This is a genomic window from Pantoea sp. BR_17, from assembly GCF_041955125.1.
GTDB lineage: Bacteria > Pseudomonadota > Gammaproteobacteria > Enterobacterales > Enterobacteriaceae > Pantoea > Pantoea stewartii.
Map to the genome: position 1 here is coordinate 98,220 of NZ_JAVAXT010000007.1, position 15,425 is coordinate 113,644.

Annotated in this window: 16 protein-coding genes; 5 read left to right on the forward strand and 11 right to left on the reverse strand. The window is 55.3% G+C overall.

Annotation, left to right across the window (positions count from 1 at the left end; all coding sequences use genetic code 11):
• Window positions 1-43 precede the first annotated feature (43 nt).
• A complete protein-coding gene (thiI, locus tag RAC60_RS12590) occupies window positions 44-1,492 on the reverse strand; it encodes a tRNA uracil 4-sulfurtransferase ThiI (RefSeq protein WP_375093879.1) in 1,449 nt (482 codons plus the stop codon).
• A 232-nt stretch (window positions 1,493-1,724) separates the two neighbouring features.
• On the opposite strand from thiI, the gene xseB reads away from it, so the two are divergent.
• The 4 genes from xseB to RAC60_RS12610 all read left to right on the forward strand — a co-directional run bounded on the left by xseB (window position 1,725) and on the right by RAC60_RS12610 (window position 5,804).
• The gene (gene xseB, locus RAC60_RS12595) at window positions 1,725-1,967 is read left to right on the forward strand and encodes an exodeoxyribonuclease VII small subunit (protein WP_054634405.1); all 243 of its coding nucleotides are present in this window, start codon (window positions 1,725-1,727) and stop codon (window positions 1,965-1,967) included.
• Window positions 1,967-2,866 carry a (2E,6E)-farnesyl diphosphate synthase gene (gene ispA / locus RAC60_RS12600; protein ID WP_033738647.1) on the forward strand — a complete coding sequence of 300 codons (900 nt, stop codon included), beginning with the start codon at window positions 1,967-1,969 and terminating at the stop codon, window positions 2,864-2,866. Before xseB ends, ispA begins: the two co-directional genes overlap by 1 nt.
• A gap of 19 nt (window positions 2,867-2,885) precedes the next feature.
• A complete protein-coding gene (gene dxs, locus RAC60_RS12605; protein ID WP_039338477.1) occupies window positions 2,886-4,751 on the forward strand; it encodes a 1-deoxy-D-xylulose-5-phosphate synthase in 1,866 nt (621 codons plus the stop codon).
• Between the two features lie 78 nt (window positions 4,752-4,829).
• Window positions 4,830-5,804, forward strand: coding sequence for an aldo/keto reductase (locus RAC60_RS12610; protein ID WP_289367910.1), 975 nt, complete (start codon window positions 4,830-4,832; stop codon window positions 5,802-5,804).
• 134 nt (window positions 5,805-5,938) lie between these two features.
• Here RAC60_RS12610 and pgpA read toward each other — a convergent pair whose 3' ends face one another.
• The 6 genes from pgpA to nrdR all read right to left on the reverse strand — a co-directional run bounded on the left by pgpA (window position 5,939) and on the right by nrdR (window position 10,011).
• Window positions 5,939-6,397, reverse strand: coding sequence for a phosphatidylglycerophosphatase A (pgpA, locus tag RAC60_RS12615; RefSeq protein WP_375093900.1), 459 nt, complete (start codon window positions 6,395-6,397; stop codon window positions 5,939-5,941).
• 25 nt (window positions 6,398-6,422) lie between these two features.
• On the reverse strand, window positions 6,423-7,400 hold the full coding sequence (gene thiL / locus RAC60_RS12620; protein ID WP_033738641.1) for a thiamine-phosphate kinase: 978 nt from the start codon (window positions 7,398-7,400) through the stop codon (window positions 6,423-6,425).
• Window positions 7,401-7,454: 54 nt separating this feature from the next.
• Complete coding sequence (gene nusB, locus RAC60_RS12625) at window positions 7,455-7,874, reverse strand: transcription antitermination factor NusB (RefSeq protein WP_006117983.1); 420 nt, start codon at window positions 7,872-7,874, stop codon at window positions 7,455-7,457.
• Window positions 7,875-7,893: 19 nt separating this feature from the next.
• On the reverse strand, window positions 7,894-8,364 hold the full coding sequence (gene ribE / locus RAC60_RS12630; protein WP_006117984.1) for a 6,7-dimethyl-8-ribityllumazine synthase: 471 nt from the start codon (window positions 8,362-8,364) through the stop codon (window positions 7,894-7,896).
• A 90-nt stretch (window positions 8,365-8,454) separates the two neighbouring features.
• Window positions 8,455-9,558 (reverse strand): bifunctional diaminohydroxyphosphoribosylaminopyrimidine deaminase/5-amino-6-(5-phosphoribosylamino)uracil reductase RibD, encoded by a 1,104-nt coding sequence (gene ribD, locus RAC60_RS12635; protein WP_162286726.1) that lies wholly within the window; start codon window positions 9,556-9,558, stop codon window positions 8,455-8,457.
• Between the two features lie 3 nt (window positions 9,559-9,561).
• Entirely contained in the window at window positions 9,562-10,011 is a 450-nt protein-coding gene (gene nrdR, locus RAC60_RS12640) for a transcriptional regulator NrdR (protein WP_006117986.1), read from the reverse strand.
• 458 nt (window positions 10,012-10,469) lie between these two features.
• On the opposite strand from nrdR, the gene RAC60_RS12645 reads away from it, so the two are divergent.
• On the forward strand, window positions 10,470-11,018 hold the full coding sequence (locus RAC60_RS12645) for a DUF3251 domain-containing protein (protein WP_162286755.1): 549 nt from the start codon (window positions 10,470-10,472) through the stop codon (window positions 11,016-11,018).
• 51 nt (window positions 11,019-11,069) lie between these two features.
• Here the strand turns inward: RAC60_RS12645 and secF are convergent, their stop codons facing one another.
• Genes secF through tgt form a run of 4 tightly spaced genes read right to left on the reverse strand, consistent with a single transcriptional unit; the run spans window position 11,070 to window position 15,402 of the window.
• Complete coding sequence (gene secF / locus RAC60_RS12650) at window positions 11,070-12,038, reverse strand: protein translocase subunit SecF (protein ID WP_006117989.1); 969 nt, start codon at window positions 12,036-12,038, stop codon at window positions 11,070-11,072.
• A 10-nt stretch (window positions 12,039-12,048) separates the two neighbouring features.
• On the reverse strand, window positions 12,049-13,896 hold the full coding sequence (secD, locus tag RAC60_RS12655) for a protein translocase subunit SecD (protein WP_375093880.1): 1,848 nt from the start codon (window positions 13,894-13,896) through the stop codon (window positions 12,049-12,051).
• 25 nt (window positions 13,897-13,921) lie between these two features.
• A complete protein-coding gene (yajC, locus tag RAC60_RS12660; RefSeq protein ID WP_006117993.1) occupies window positions 13,922-14,254 on the reverse strand; it encodes a preprotein translocase subunit YajC in 333 nt (110 codons plus the stop codon).
• On the reverse strand, window positions 14,254-15,402 hold the full coding sequence (gene tgt, locus RAC60_RS12665; protein WP_006117994.1) for a tRNA guanosine(34) transglycosylase Tgt: 1,149 nt from the start codon (window positions 15,400-15,402) through the stop codon (window positions 14,254-14,256). Before tgt ends, yajC begins: the two co-directional genes overlap by 1 nt.
• Window positions 15,403-15,425: the final 23 nt, after the last annotated feature.

Consider the following 15,425-nt stretch of genomic DNA (forward strand, 5'->3'; position numbering starts at 1 on the left):
CAAGGCGAGCACAGGGAGAAGCGGTCAGTGACCGCTATGCGGATTACGGACGATATACCTTCACGTTTTTAAATCCCTGCTCATGCAGATAGAGCGCCTGTAATTTACTCATCACACCGCGATCGCAGTACAACAGCCAGGTTTTGTTCTGATCAAGGTCGCCAAACTGCGTACTGAGTTTGTAGAAAGGCATCGACTTCACCTCCGTTCCCGCCAGCTGTAGCGGTTTGTCTTCCTGCTCATCCACCGAGCGGATATCCAGCACACTGTCGTTTTCGTTCAGCAAGCCGACCGTCTCAACCTCAACCACCTCTTCCTGCGTCTGCTCCGCGATTTCGCGAATATCCACATTGGTCGCCTCGGCCACCATACGTTCCAGAATCGCGAAATCAAACTGGCTTTCTTCGGCTTCGATTTTGCCTTTTACCGCTTTGACCGTCGGGCTTTTCGAAATCACGCCACAATATTCCGGCATGGTGCTGGCAAAGTCTTCGGTGCCGATTTCACGCGCCACTTTAATAATGTGCTCTTTGTCGTGAGAAATCAGCGGACGCAAAATCAACGTATCGGAGGCATTGTCGATCAGTCGCAGATTGGTCAGCGTCTGGCTGGAGACCTGCCCCACCGCTTCGCCTGTGACCAGGGCCTGTACGCCATAACGTTCCGCCACCATTGAGGCTGCACGGACCATCATACGTTTCAGCACCACGCCCATTTGACCGTCGTCGATTTTTTCTAAAATTTCGCCGACAACTGGCTCAAAGTTGATTGCCACAAAACGTACACGGTGCGAACGGCCAAAGCGGTTCCACAGATAATGGGCGACCTGACGTACGCCGATTTCATGTGCCGCGCCGCCCAGGTTAAAGAAGCAGTAGTGAACGCGGCTGCCACGACGCATCAGCATGTAGCTGGAAACGCCGGAGTCAAATCCACCTGAGATCAGCGACAGCACATCTTCCTGGGTACCAATCGGGAAGCCGCCCAGCCCTTCATAGCGTGCGGTGACCAGCGTTAAGCGGTTTTCTTCCACTTCGAGGTTAACCGTCACCTCAGGTTTCTTAAGCTGAACGGTGGCGCTGGCGATGTGCTGATTTAGCCCGCCGCCAACATAGCGCTCGAAGTCCTGCGAACTGAAGCTGTGTTTGCCACGGCGCTTAACCCGCACGCAAAAGGTTTTGTTTTCCAGGCTGTCGCGATACTGTGCCAGCGTCTGTTCGAAAATATCGTGGATGTCGGTATATTCGCGCTCTTCAACCGCAAGGACATGATGAATACCCGGGATGCGCATCAGCTCATCGGGAATAATCTGCCGCATGGCTTCATCTTTGCAGCGCACTTCAATATGATCCCAAAAACGCACCACCGCGATCTCATCGCTGACCGTTTTGAGCACGTTGCGGATATTACTGGCAAGAATCTTAATAAAGCGCAGACGCACCGACTGACTCTTGATGGTGATTTCAGGAAATAACTTGACGATAAACTTCATGGCAATACAGCTTCGTTGGGCAAATAAGTGCTAAAACAGGCTGCACTTAGCTGGTAAGATCATAAAATTGCGGGGTGACAGGCGCATCCGCATCCGAGGCGCGAGAGTATATCACCTTTACCCGGTGACTGCTTCTGCAACAGCATGCACATTGATTATTTTGCTAATCATTCTCTCTCAGCTACCATGACCGATTGCAAGATAACGTTCCAACCGTGAGTCGACACGAAATATGCCGAAAAAAGCCGAACAGCCAGCCAGCTTTGAAACGTCATTGCAGCAGCTGGAGCAGATTGTTAATCGTCTGGAAAGTGGTGAACTGCCGTTGGAAGACGCCCTGAATGAATTTGAGCGCGGCGTGCAGTTAGCGCGCAATGGCCAGCAAACGTTGCAGCAAGCCGAGCAGCGCGTGCGCATTCTCCTCAGCGACGATAACGATGCCGATCTCTCCTCTTTCACGCCGGAAAACAGCTAATGGATTTTCCTGAACTGCTCAATGCGTATCACCAGCAGGTGAACCACGCGTTGATGGGCTACCTGGATGCCCTCCCTTTTCAGAGTTCTCCTCTGGTGAATGCCATGCAGTATGGGGCACTATTAGGTGGCAAACGCATGCGCCCGTTTCTGGTTTACGCAACCGGCACCATGCTCAATGCGAATAAAGCCAGTCTCGATGTGCCTGCAGCGGCTGTCGAATGTATTCACGCCTATTCACTGATTCATGACGATTTGCCGGCAATGGACGATGATGCGTTACGTCGTGGGCAACCGACCTGCCACATCAAATATGGTGAAGATACCGCCATTCTTGCCGGTGATGCGCTACAAACGCTGGCCTTTTCTATTCTGGCCGACCAGCCCATGCCGGGCGTGAGTGCGGAATACCGCCTCGCTATGCTGTCAGAGCTGGCCAGGGCCAGCGGCGTAGCGGGTATGTGCGGCGGGCAGGCGCTGGATCTGGCGGCAGAAGGTCAGTCTGTCGATCTTCATCAACTGGAACAGATCCATCGTCACAAAACGGGGGCGTTGATTCGCTCAGCCGTGCGACTCGGTGCCTTTGCTGCCGGCGACGCGGGCCGTGAAGCGCTGCCGTATCTTGACCGCTATGCGGATGCCATCGGCCTGGCCTTTCAGGTGCAGGATGACATCCTGGATGTGACGGGCGACACAGCCGTTATCGGAAAACGTCAAGGTGCCGATCAAGATCTTGGAAAAAGCACCTATCCTTCATTGATGGGTCTGGATAATGCCCGGATTAAGGCACTGGATTTATACCAGGAAGCCGTGGATGCTTTGCACATGCTCTCTGCAAAATCCTATGATACCTCTGCCCTGAAGGCGCTGGCGAGCTTCGTAATTGAACGCGATAAATAACTTCCATGATGAGTCACTGATGAGTTTTGATACTACAAAATACCCGACACTGGCGCAGGCAGAAACGGTACAGGCACTGCGTGCCCTGCCTAAAGAAAAATTGCCTGCGCTCTGCAATGAGCTGCGCCAGTATTTATTAGACAGCGTGAGCCGCTCAAGCGGCCATTTTGCGTCGGGCCTGGGCGTGGTCGAGCTGACGGTGGCGCTGCATTACGTCTATAACACACCGTTCGACCACCTCGTGTGGGACGTCGGTCATCAGGCTTATCCGCATAAAATTTTAACCGGCCGCCGCGATCGCATTGGATCGATTCGGCAAAAGAATGGCGTGCACCCCTTTCCGTGGCGGGGAGAAAGTGAATACGACGTCCTGAGCGTCGGTCACTCCTCAACCTCCATCAGTGCCGGGCTGGGCATGGCTGCTGCGGCCGAACGGGAAGGTAAAGGGCGCCGTACCGCCTGTATTATCGGCGACGGTGCCATCACCGCAGGCATGGCCTTTGAGGCCATGAACCACGCGGGCGATATTAAACCTGATATGCTGGTTATCCTGAACGACAACGAAATGTCGATTTCTGAAAACGTCGGGGCGCTGAATAACCGCCTGGCACAGATTTTATCGGGTAAGACCTACGCGCGTCTGCGCGAAGGAGGCAAGCGCGTACTGACCGGCCTGCCGCCGATTAAAGAGTTGGTAAAACGCACCGAAGAACACCTGAAAGGCATGGTGGTGCCGGGCACCCTGTTTGAAGAACTGGGGTTCAATTATATCGGGCCGGTCGATGGTCATGATGTCCTGACGCTGGTGAATACGCTGACGAATATGCGTAGCCTGAAAGGCCCGCAGTTCCTGCATATTATGACGAAAAAGGGTAAAGGTTATGCCCCGGCAGAGCAGGATCCGATCGCCTGGCATGCGGTGCCCAAATTTGATGTCGCCAGCGGCGAACTGCCTAAGAGCGCCGAAGGATTGCCGAGTTATTCGAAGATATTCGGTAACTGGCTGTGCGAAACGGCGGCTGACGACGCGAAGCTGATGGCGATTACGCCCGCCATGCGCGAAGGGTCGGGTATGGTAGGATTCTCCCGCAAGTATCCCAACCAGTATTTTGACGTTGCCATTGCCGAACAGCACGCCGTGACCTTTGCGGCGGGCCTGGCCATTGGGGGCTATAAACCGGTTGTTGCGATTTACTCGACCTTCCTGCAGCGCGCCTACGATCAGGTTATTCACGATGTCGCGATTCAGAAGCTTCCGGTCCTGTTCGCGATTGACCGTGGCGGCATCGTTGGGGCCGACGGCCAGACGCATCAGGGTGCCTTTGATCTCGCCTATCTGCGCTGCATTCCGGATATGGTCATCATGACGCCGAGCGATGAGGACGAATGCCGCCAGATGCTTTATACCGGCTATCACTATCAGGCGGGTCCGGCTGCCGTGCGTTATCCACGCGGAACCGGCACTGGCGTTGCTCTGACGCCACTGCAAAGCCTGCCGCTGGGCAAAGGTGTGGTTAAACGTCGGGGCGAAAAGCTGGCGATCCTTAACTTCGGTACACTGCTGCCTGAAGCCAGCCACGTTGCCGAAGCGCTGAACGCCACCCTGGTGGATATGCGTTTTGTTAAACCGCTGGATGAAGCGTTAATTACCGAACTGGCCGCACAGCATGAGTCGTTGATTACGCTGGAAGAAGGCGCGATTAAGGGCGGCGCAGGCAGCGGCGTCAACGAGTTCGTGATGGCGAAACGTCTGGGCATTCCCGTTCTCAATATTGGCCTGCCTGATGAATTCATTCCCCCGGGAACGCAGGAAGAGATGCGTCACGACTACCACCTGGACGCAGACGGTATTCAGCAGCAAATCAGTCACTGGCTGGCGCAGTAGTTCCCCTCCCCCGCTCTCTGCGGAGAGCGGTATTCCTGCTATGCTTAATTCCCCTGGAAGGACATAGCAGGAGTCATGATGAAAACCGTTCCACTCGCGAATACTGATTTAAAAGTTTCCCAGCTCTGCCTGGGCTGTATGACATTTGGTGAGCCCACCCGCGGTAAACATGCCTGGACACTGCCTGAAGAAAGCAGCCGACCGCTTATCAGGCAGGCGCTGGAGGCCGGGATTAACTTCTTCGACACCGCTAACAGCTATTCAGACGGCAGTAGTGAGGAGATTCTGGGGCGAGCGCTCAGGGATTTCGCCCGCCGCGAGGAGGTCGTGGTCGCCACCAAAGTCTATTTCCCGCTGAGTAATCTGTCACAAGGCCTGTCCCGTAAAAACATTCTGCAATCCATTGATGACAGCCTGCAACGGCTGGGCATGGAGTATGTCGATCTGCTGCAGATTCACCGCTGGGACTATGACACGCCGCTCGAAGAAACCCTGTCGGCACTTGATGAGGTGGTGAAATCCGGCAAAGCACGTTATATCGGCGCCTCATCCATGCACGCCAGTCAGTTTGCACAGGCCTTAACCATGCAGACAGAACAGGGCTGGGCACGCTTCGTCAGCATGCAGGATCAGTACAACCTGATTCAGCGCGAAGAAGAACGTGAGATGCACCCGCTGTGCCAGCGTGAAAACGTTGCGGTCCTGCCATGGAGTCCACTGGCACGCGGTAAGCTCACCCGGCCATGGGGCGAAACCACCGCCCGCTCCGTTTCTGATGAGGTGATGAGCACGCTCTATGCTTCAACGGAGGAAAACGATGCGGCGATTGCGGCGCGCCTGGCGCAGGTAGCAGCCGACAAAGGCGTAACGCGAGCGCAGGTCGCACTGGCGTGGTTACTGAGCAAACCGGTGGTGACAGCGCCCATCATTGGCGCCTCTCGCGCAGAGCAGTTTGCTGAGCTAGTGGAAGCCGTGAACGTTGACCTGACAACGCAGGATATTGCCGCCCTGGAAAGTGAATATCAGCCTCACCCGGCCACCGGCTATCAGTGATACCAACGCAGCGTGTTCACAGGCGTGACGCGCTCATTCGGCCCGGCCGGGAGAGGATAATGGTGAGACAACCGTACGCCGGTATTTCGGCTACGGTTGCAAAACGGTGATGATAAGGGGCGCAGGACGAACGCTTAACCGGCGAGATAAACCCCGGCACCATAAAGGATGGCTGCAGCAATAATGCCCGCAATAATGTCATCGACCATAATGCCCATGCCGCCATGCACGTTACGGTCGAACCAGCGAATCGGCCAGGGCTTCCAGATATCCAGCACGCGGAACAGCACAAAACCGGCCACCACCCACTGCCAGCTGTTCACCGGAATGGCCATCAGCGTAATCCACATCCCGATAAACTCATCCCAGACAATGCTGCCGTGATCGTGAACGCCCATGTCTTTGGCGGTGCGATGGCAAAGGTACACGCCCACGCTGATGCCTAGCAGCACGACCAGCGAATACAGATCATGCGGAAGCAAGGTCAGCAGACACCAAAAAGGAATGGCGGCCAGCGATCCCACTGTACCGGGCATAACCGGGCTGAGCCCACTGCCAAAACCGGTCGCCAGTAAATGCCAGGGATTACGCATCCGCAGACGACCTTTGGCGATATGTTTATCTGATGTCAAAATGGTCGAATCCTTTAAAACGCACATCTGCCGGTTTGCCGTTTTCGAGCAGTGACAGCCCTTCTGACTCGGGTGCCATCTGCCCAATACAGGTATAAGGCACGCCAAGATGTCCCAGCGCCACGTCCAGTGCACCCCGATTCACTTCCGGCACACTGAAGCACAGCTCATAGTCTTCGCCGCCGCTGAGCGCCCAGCGCAGCACCTGTGACGCGTCAAAATTGTCACGCAGTGCCGGGGACAGCGGAAGCGCGTCAAGGTTGATACGTGCCCCGCAGCCGCTGGCTTTCAGCACATGACCTATATCAGAAATCAGCCCGTCTGAGATATCGATAGCGGAAGAGGCCAGCGAACGCAGTGACTGCCCCTGTAACACGCGCGGCATAGGCCGCAGGTGACGTTTAATCAGGGCTTCATGAATGGCCGGATCGTCAATGCGGCAGTGATGCTGCAGCAACGCCAGCCCGGCCGCGCTGTCGCCCAATGTACCGGTGACATAGATCCAGTCGCCGGGTTTTGCGCCCGAACGCTTTAACGCTTTGCCGTGAGGAATCAGCCCATGAATACCCAGCGTCAGGCTGAGAGGCCCCCGCGTCGTGTCTCCCCCCACCAGCTGCATATCGTAATATTCCAGCAGGTCAAACAGGCTTTCGCTGAAGCTGCTCAGCCAGCTTTCATTCACATCCGGCAAGGTCAGCGCCAGGGTTAGCCAGGCAGGATCGGCACCCATCGCGGCCAAATCGCTCAGATTCACCGCCAGTGATTTATAGGCTAAATCTGCAGGATGGATCGTGGGCAGGAAGTGGATACCGGAAACCAGCGTATCGGTGCTGACCGCCAGCGTTTGCTTTTCGGGCACGCTCAGCAGCGCGCAATCGTCGCCGATGCCGAGTTCGACATCACGGCGGCTACGCGTTCTGCGATTGAAGTAGCGTGCGATGAGTTCAAATTCACCACATGACATAATTGCGTTCCGCTTAACCATTAATGAAAAAGGCCGGCAAGCCGGCCTTATTGATTATTTGCGTTGGGGTCGAATTTGCGGACCGGCTTTATCCAGCACACCGTTGACAAATTTATGGCTGTCTTCAGCGCCAAATACTTTCGCCAGTTCGATACCTTCGTTGATGGCCACTTTATAAGGCACATCAGAACGCTTGCTCAGTTCATACAGCGACACACGCAGAATGGCTTTTTCCACCTGCCCCAGTTCTTCTAACTGGCGCGACAGATAGGGTTGCATCAATCCATCCAGGTACGCGCTGTTGGTCGCCACACCGGCCAGCAGTTCGCGGAAATAAGTAATATCGACGTCTTTAACGTCCTGTTCCGCCAGAAACTGGTATTCCACATCGGCAATGTCGTTGTTAGACAACTGCCAGGAGTAAAGCGCCTGGACAGCGCACTCACGGGCGCGACGACGAGCAGCAGGTTTCACAAAATTCCCCTTACAAAAATCAGGCTTTAATGGCTTTCAATACGTTGATCATTTCAAGTGCGGTCAGGGCCGCTTCGGCACCTTTGTTACCCGCTTTGGTTCCAGCACGCTCAATGGCCTGCTCGATATTTTCGGTTGTCAGTACGCCGAATGCCACAGGAATATCGCTGTCCATGGCAACACTGGCAATGCCCGAGCTGGCTTCACCCGCGACGTATTCGAAGTGCGCCGTGCCACCGCGAATCACGGTACCCAGCGCAATCACGGCATCGTGTTTGCCGGTTTTAGCCAGCGCACGCGCGGCCAGCGGCAGTTCGTAAGCACCCGGTACCCAGACGACAGTGATATTGTCATCGTTGACCTGGCCGATACGCTTCAGGGCATCCACAGCGCCGTCTAACAGGCTCTCGTTGATAAAGTTGTTAAAACGCGCGATAACGATGGCAATTTTTGCCTCTGGCGTTGCAACAGCAGCTTCGATAACTTTCATACATATCCTTTCAGGGGTTTGTTTAGCCCCGCGCAGGGGGGCGGATTCTAACATACTCTTTGGCGGCGTGCTCTCGCTTTTCCGCCTCTGTTATTGCGGTATCAGAGTCAGACGGAGATCGCTGCCGACCTGGCGCACGTCGCTGAAGGCAAAAACCGGCGCGTCAGCCAACTGCGTCAGCCCCGTAAGCTGACACAAACCGCGCGCGTCATTACCCAGTAATTTCGGTGCCACATACACAATGAGTTCGTCAACCAGACCGGCCTGAAGCAATGCCCCTGCCAGCGTGGCACCGGCTTCAACCCAGACGCTGTTAATCTGGCGCTGGCCCAGCACCATCATCAGCGCCACTAAATCCAGTTGGCTGTCGCGTAAAGGAACCGGAATTTGCGTCACCGAGTCAGGCCAGCGCTGAGTGTCGGCCTGCTGTCGCATCAGCCAGGTTTCGCCCAATTGTTCTATAAGTTTGTGCTGCGGTGTTACGCGATTCTGGCTGTCGACGATGACGCGTACCGGCTGGCGTAAGGTCTGCGCATCAACCAGGCGCTGACTGTCGCTGTCCAGTTCGGCCCAGCGTACGGTCAGGGAAGGATCGTCGGCCAGCACCGTTGCGCTGCTGCTGAGAATGGCGGCGCTCTGCGCTCGCAAACGCTGGACATCGCGTCGGGCAGCCGGCGAGGTGATCCACTGGCTTTCGCCACTCGCCATGGCGGTGCGGCCATCCAGTGATGCCCCCAGTTTAAGCTGTATCCATGGGAAGCCGGTCCGCATGCGTTTCAGGAATCCCCGGTTCAGGGCTTCCGCTTCCTGCATCATCAGTCCGTGGCTGACTTCAATGCCCGCCTGCTGCAGTCGATGTAATCCCCGTCCGGCGACCTGCGGATTGGGATCCTGCATCGCGGCCACGACGCGTTTTACACCGGCCTCAATAAGCGCGTCGCAACACGGCGGCGTGCGCCCGTGATGACTGCATGGTTCCAGCGTTACATAGGCTGTCGCCCCACGCGCACGCGCACCGGCCATGCGCAGGGCATGCACTTCCGCATGCGGTTCTCCGGCGCGCTGGTGCCAGCCTTCGCCAACAATGTCGCCATCGCGTACAATGACGCAACCGACATTAGGGTTTGGCATGGTAGTAAAACGTCCGCGCCGCGCCAGTTCCAGCGCGCGCGCCATATAACGTTCATCGGTCATGATTTAATCCTGTAATCTGGCAATCTCTTCGCCAAAATCACGCACGTCCTCAAAGCTGCGATAAACAGATGCAAAGCGAATATAGGCCACTTTATCGAGTTTTTTTAGCTCGTCCATGACCAGGTTACCGATCAGCTTGCTGGGAATTTCACGTTCACCCGTCGCACGCAACTGCGTTTTGATATGGCTTACCGCACTCTCTACGGCATCCGCACTGACCGGGCGTTTCTCCAGCGCTTTCATCATGCCGCTGGCAAGTTTGTCTTCATTGAAAGGTTCACGCACATCGTTGCTTTTCACCACGCGTGGCATGACCAGCTCAGCGACTTCAAACGTAGTAAATCGCTCATGGCACACCAGACACTGACGACGGCGCCGCACTGACGAACCCTCACTGACCAGACGAGAATCAATCACTTTTGTGTCTACAGCGGAGCAGAATGGGCAATGCATGACGTTTCCTGACACGAGATAAATGGGCAGTACAGTGTAGCGCGAACTGCAAGTCAACAAAATCGATTCCCGTGTTTTACCCCGCCCGCTTCACAGACCGGATGGGAAATGCCCGCCCGCGTAAAACCCGCTACGCTTAAAGTGTTCAGGGCAAAAAGCGGAGAACGTAGCCACGTTCGTGCCGATCCGGGGTACTGCATCACCGGATACCTGCGCCACCGCGCTGGCCGGATGCCCGATATCAACCTGTTTCACCTTGCATCATTACGCGTAACGCGAGGTGAAATCGACACGCCAGCGGCTACGGCATTTTATCGCTCAGGGAAAGGCAATTTCAGAGCACACTTAAGGTAATCGGCATGATTTCAGTTCAGGCTTCAACGCCATAAGCGGATGCTGATGCGTCCCGCGACAAGGGGCAGTTATTACGTCATTTGAATAAAGGATAAAAAAACATGATGAACAGGATGGTTTGGGCACCCGCGGCCCTGTCACTGGTTCTGCTAAGTGGTTGCAGCACCCCAGCCCAGCCGCAGGTGAAACAACTGCACCGGGAAGTCAGTCAGCTTAATCAGCAGATGCAGCAACTCACCAGCCAGGCAAGTGCGGTTGAAATTCAGGGACAGCTGAACGCCCATTCACAGCAGGGCGCATGGCTGTTGCCGCAGGCAAACACGCCCGTGGCACTTCAAACGCAGGTTGGCACGCTGCGCCTGTCGCTCGCACGCATTGAGGCCGATGCCGGCGGTACGCATGCTGACCTGACGCTTCGCACACAAAACAATTCACCGCTGCCCGGGCTGCATGCGACAGTAGTCTGGGGCCAGCTCGATCCCGCAACCGGTAAGCCACTTGAGGCCGACAGCCTGACGCAAACCCTCAGCGTTCCCGCTTCACTGACGCCACGCAGTTCGGTCACCGTACCATTACGGTTAAAGGATGTGACGCCGGAGCAACTGGGTTATGTTCGAATTCACCAGGTGATCGCAGATACGTCCAGGCCCTGAAAACAAAAAAGCCGCCAGATTACGCTGGCGGCTTTTTTTATCGTACCAATACTACGGCAGGATCGAAGGCTGATCGGCGCCCTCTTTCTCCACTTTCTGTACCAGCATATGTTCGCGTTTCATGCCCAGCTTCAGCGCCAGCGCTGAAGAAACGTAGATCGACGAAACGGTACCGATGGTGACACCAATCAGCATGGTCAGTGAGAAGCCTTTCAGCAGCGCACCACCAAAGATGAACAGGATCAGGATCATCGCCAGCGTAGTCAGCGAGGTGATCAGGGTACGGCTTAACGTCTGCGTCAGGGACACGTTCGTAATGTCATAAGAGGAGCCGCGACGGATCTTGCGGAAGTTCTCACGAATACGGTCCGAGACCACGATTTTATCGTTCAGCGAGTAACCGATGACCGACATCAGCGAGGCCACAATCGTAAGGTCAATCTCGACCCGGAACAGCGACAGCAGTCCACAGGTGATAATGACGTCATGCGCCAGCGCCAAAACCGTACCCAGTGCCAGACGCCACTCAAAGCGAATACCGATATAAATCAGAATCGCAATCAGTGCCGACAGCAGGGCTAACGCCCCGGCCTGCGCCAGATCGCTGCCCACGCTCGGTCCGACAAACTCGATACGTTTGACCGTCGCGTTTTGCTGCGTCGTCTGGTTGATAACCGTTACCACTTTATTACCCAGCTCGGTTCCCGCAGGCCCGGTGACCGGCGGCATGCGCACCATCACATCGCGGCTGCTACCGAAATTCTGGATCAACGGTTCCTGGAACCCGGACTTCACCAGCGCACCGCGGATAGCGTCGAGATCGGCCGGTTTCTCCAGATTGATCTCAATGACCGTACCGCCGGTGAAATCGAGCCCCCAGTTAAAACCGCGTACGCCAACAATGGCAATCGAGATGATGATTAACAGTCCCGAAATGATGAATGCCAGCGTATCCCAGCGCATAAAGTCAACGACTTTACGGCCGTGGTTTAACTGCTCAATGTTATATTCCTGTGCCACAACGCACTCCTCAGATAGACAGCTTCTTAACGCGCTTGCCACCGTACATCAGGTTGATAATGGCGCGGGTTCCGACGATCGATGTGAACATGGAGGTCGCAATACCGATAGCCGTTGTAATCGCAAAGCCCTTAATGGAGCCCGTACCAATTGCATACAGAATCACCACCTTAATCAGGGTCGTCACGTTCGCATCGACAATACTGGAGAAGGCACCTTTGTAGCCCTCATGAATTGCCTGCTGTACGGAACGCCCGTTGCGCAGTTCTTCTTTGATACGTTCATTGATCAGGACGTTTGCATCGACTGCCACCGCCAGCGTCAGCACAATACCGGCGATGCCTGGCATGGTCAGCGTGGCCCCCGGTAACAGCGACATAATACCGACAATCAGCACCAGGTTTGCCAGCAGTGCGCTGGTCGCAATCAGGCCCACTTTCTTGTAGTACAGCACCATAAACAGGATGGAGGCGACCAGGCCCCACAGGCAGGCTTCCAGCCCCTGAGTAATGTTCTGCTGACCCATTGTCGGACCAATTGTCCGCTCTTCCACAATCTGGATAGGCGCAATCAAGGCCCCGGCGCGCAGCAGCAGCGACAGCTGACGTGCTTCGTTCGGGTTGCTGATACCGGTGATGCGGAAGCTGTTGCCCAGGCGTGACTGGATGTTGGCGACGTTAATCACCTCTTCCTGTTTCACCAGAATGGCGCGACCATTCGCATCTTTCTTACCGCTGTCTTTGTACTCCACAAACAGAGTCGCCATCGGTTTACCGATGTTGTCCTTGGTGAAGTTCGACATGATATTACCGCCCGCGCCATCGAGTGAAATATTCACCTGAGGCTGGTTGTATTCGTCCATGCTGGAGGTCGAATCGGTAATGTGGTCACCGGTCAGAATCACGCGTTTGTACAGCACGACAGGCTGGCCGTCACGCATGTCTTTGACCTCGGAATCCCCCGGCACGCGACCATTGGCGGCGGCGGTCGGAACAACGCTGGTATTGACCAGACGGAACTCCAGCGTCGCGGTTGCGCCCAGAATTTCTTTGGCGCGCGCCGTGTCCTGAATACCTGGCAGTTCTACCACGATGCGGTCAGAACCCTGACGTTGCACCAGCGGCTCCGCGACACCCAGTTGGTTCACACGATTACGCAGGATAGTGATGTTCTGCTGAACGGCATATTCGCGCGCTTCGCTGAGGCGAGCATCGGTCATGGTGGCTCGCAGAGCATCGCTACCGCTGTTGCTGATCACCAGATCCTGATGACGGGATGACAGCCACTTCACGGCAGCGTCACGGCTGGCTGCGTCACGGAAACGGATTTCCACGCCGTAGTTAGCAATCTTGCTGACGTTGGTATAAGGGATATTCTTTTCGCGCAGGTCGCTGCGCAGGCTGTCCGCATTCTGCTCTTGCAGTTTGCTCAGGGCAGTGTCCATATCCACTTCCATCAGGAAGTGCACGCCACCGCGCAGATCGAGGCCAAGTTTCATTGGCTGCGCCGCCAGCAGGGTAAGCCAGCGCGGCGTTGCGGGAGCCAGATTCAGCGCCACAACATAGTTTTCGCCCAGCGCTTTCATGATCGCTTCACGGGCGCGCAACTGCACATCCGTGTTAGAAAAACGCGCCGTAATCGCCCCGTTTTCCAGGGCAACAGACTTCGCCTGAATATTATCTTGTTTTAATACGTTCTGAATTTGATCCAACGTTTGCTCACTGGCGGCGCTTCCGCGCGCGCCAGTGATTTGAACAGCCGGATCCTCACCATAAAGGTTGGGAAGTGCATATACCAGGCCAATGACAAGCACCACGACCAGCATTATGTACTTCCACAAAGGATAACGATTTAACACGGCAGTTCCCTTAGGGAAGTAAAAATTACAGCGCCTTCATAGAACCTTTCGGCAGGACGGCAGCCACGAAATCACGTTTAATAACCACTTCGGTAGTGTCGTTCAGCGCAATCGCAATGTAGCCGGTTTCTGCCACTTTGGTTACGCGACCCACCAGGCCACCATTCGTCAGCACTTCATCACCTTTGGAGATAGAATCCATCAGCTTCTTGTGCTCTTTTGCGCGTTTCTGCTGAGGGCGCAGGATCATGAAGTAAAAAATCAGGCCAAAGACGACCAGCATGATCACCAGAGAATACGGACTTCCCTGAGACGGTGCGCCTGCTGCAGCCACAGCGTCAGAAATGAAAAAGCTCATTAAATTTCCCTCATTGATGAATTATCAGACGTTAAAGGCGGAACCGCTTTGCCCGTCCGTTGGTAGAACTCGGTAACAAAGCGCTCTAATTTACCCTCTTCAATAGCCTGGCGTAAACCTGCCATCAGGCGCTGGTAGTAGCGCAGGTTATGAATTGTGTTCAGACGCGCGCCCAGTATTTCGTTACAGCGATCAAGATGATGCAAGTAAGCACGGCTGTAATTGCGACAGGTGTAACAATCACACTCGGCATCCAGCGGCGACACATCGTCTTTATGCTTCGCATTGCGGATTTTTACCACGCCGTCCGTCACAAATAAGTGACCATTACGTGCATTACGCGTTGGCATCACACAGTCAAACATGTCCACGCCACGACGCACACCTTCGACCAGATCTTCAGGTTTGCCCACGCCCATTAAATAACGCGGTTTGTCCTCAGGGATCTGCGGGCAAACATGCTCCAGGATGCGGTGCATGTCCTCTTTCGGCTCACCGACCGCCAGGCCGCCCACAGCGTACCCATCAAAGCCAATCTCTACCAGACCTTTCACAGACACATCACGTAAATCTTCGTAAACCGAGCCCTGAATAATACCGAACAGCGCGTTCTTGTTGCCCAGGCTGTCAAAGCGGTCACGGCTGCGCTGCGCCCAGCGTAACGACATCTCCATTGAGCGTTTCGCATAATCCCAGTCGGCCGGGTACGGCGTGCACTCATCGAAGATCATGACGATATCAGAGCCCAGATCGTACTGAATCTCCATGGATTTTTCTGGATCGAGGAAGATCTGATCGCCATTGATCGGGTTACGGAAGTGAACGCCCGCTTCGGTGATTTTACGAATGTCGCCCAGGCTGAAGACCTGGAAACCGCCGGAGTCCGTCAGGATAGGGCCTTTCCACTGCATAAAATCATGCAGATCGCCATGCAGCTTCATGATTTCCTGACCGGGGCGCAGCCAGAGGTGGAAGGTATTGCCCAGAATAATTTGCGCGCCGGTATCCTGCACTTCTTCCGGCGTCATGCCTTTTACTGTGCCATAGGTGCCCACGGGCATAAACGCCGGGGTTTCGACCACGCCACGATCAAAAATCAGACGCCCGCGACGCGCGCGACCGTCTGTGGTATCAAGCTCAAATTTCACAAGACCTCCATCGGAGAAACAGT

Bases quoted from the DNA above. Each gene is read 5' to 3' on its own strand.
- thiI (WP_375093879.1), bottom strand. From the start codon at position 1,492: ATGAAGTTTATCGTCAAGTTATTTCCTGAAATCACCATCAAGAGTCAG.
- xseB (WP_054634405.1), top strand. From the start codon at position 1,725: ATGCCGAAAAAAGCCGAACAGCCAGCCAGCTTTGAAACGTCATTGCAG.
- ispA (WP_033738647.1), top strand. From the start codon at position 1,967: ATGGATTTTCCTGAACTGCTCAATGCGTATCACCAGCAGGTGAACCAC.
- dxs (WP_039338477.1), top strand. From the start codon at position 2,886: ATGAGTTTTGATACTACAAAATACCCGACACTGGCGCAGGCAGAAACG.
- RAC60_RS12610 (WP_289367910.1), top strand. From the start codon at position 4,830: ATGAAAACCGTTCCACTCGCGAATACTGATTTAAAAGTTTCCCAGCTC.
- pgpA (WP_375093900.1), bottom strand. From the start codon at position 6,397: ATGCGTAATCCCTGGCATTTACTGGCGACCGGTTTTGGCAGTGGGCTC.
- thiL (WP_033738641.1), bottom strand. From the start codon at position 7,400: ATGTCATGTGGTGAATTTGAACTCATCGCACGCTACTTCAATCGCAGA.
- ribE (WP_006117984.1), bottom strand. From the start codon at position 8,364: ATGAAAGTTATCGAAGCTGCTGTTGCAACGCCAGAGGCAAAAATTGCC.
- ribD (WP_162286726.1), bottom strand. From the start codon at position 9,558: ATGACCGATGAACGTTATATGGCGCGCGCGCTGGAACTGGCGCGGCGC.
- nrdR (WP_006117986.1), bottom strand. From the start codon at position 10,011: ATGCATTGCCCATTCTGCTCCGCTGTAGACACAAAAGTGATTGATTCT.
- RAC60_RS12645 (WP_162286755.1), top strand. From the start codon at position 10,470: ATGAACAGGATGGTTTGGGCACCCGCGGCCCTGTCACTGGTTCTGCTA.
- yajC (WP_006117993.1), bottom strand. From the start codon at position 14,254: ATGAGCTTTTTCATTTCTGACGCTGTGGCTGCAGCAGGCGCACCGTCT.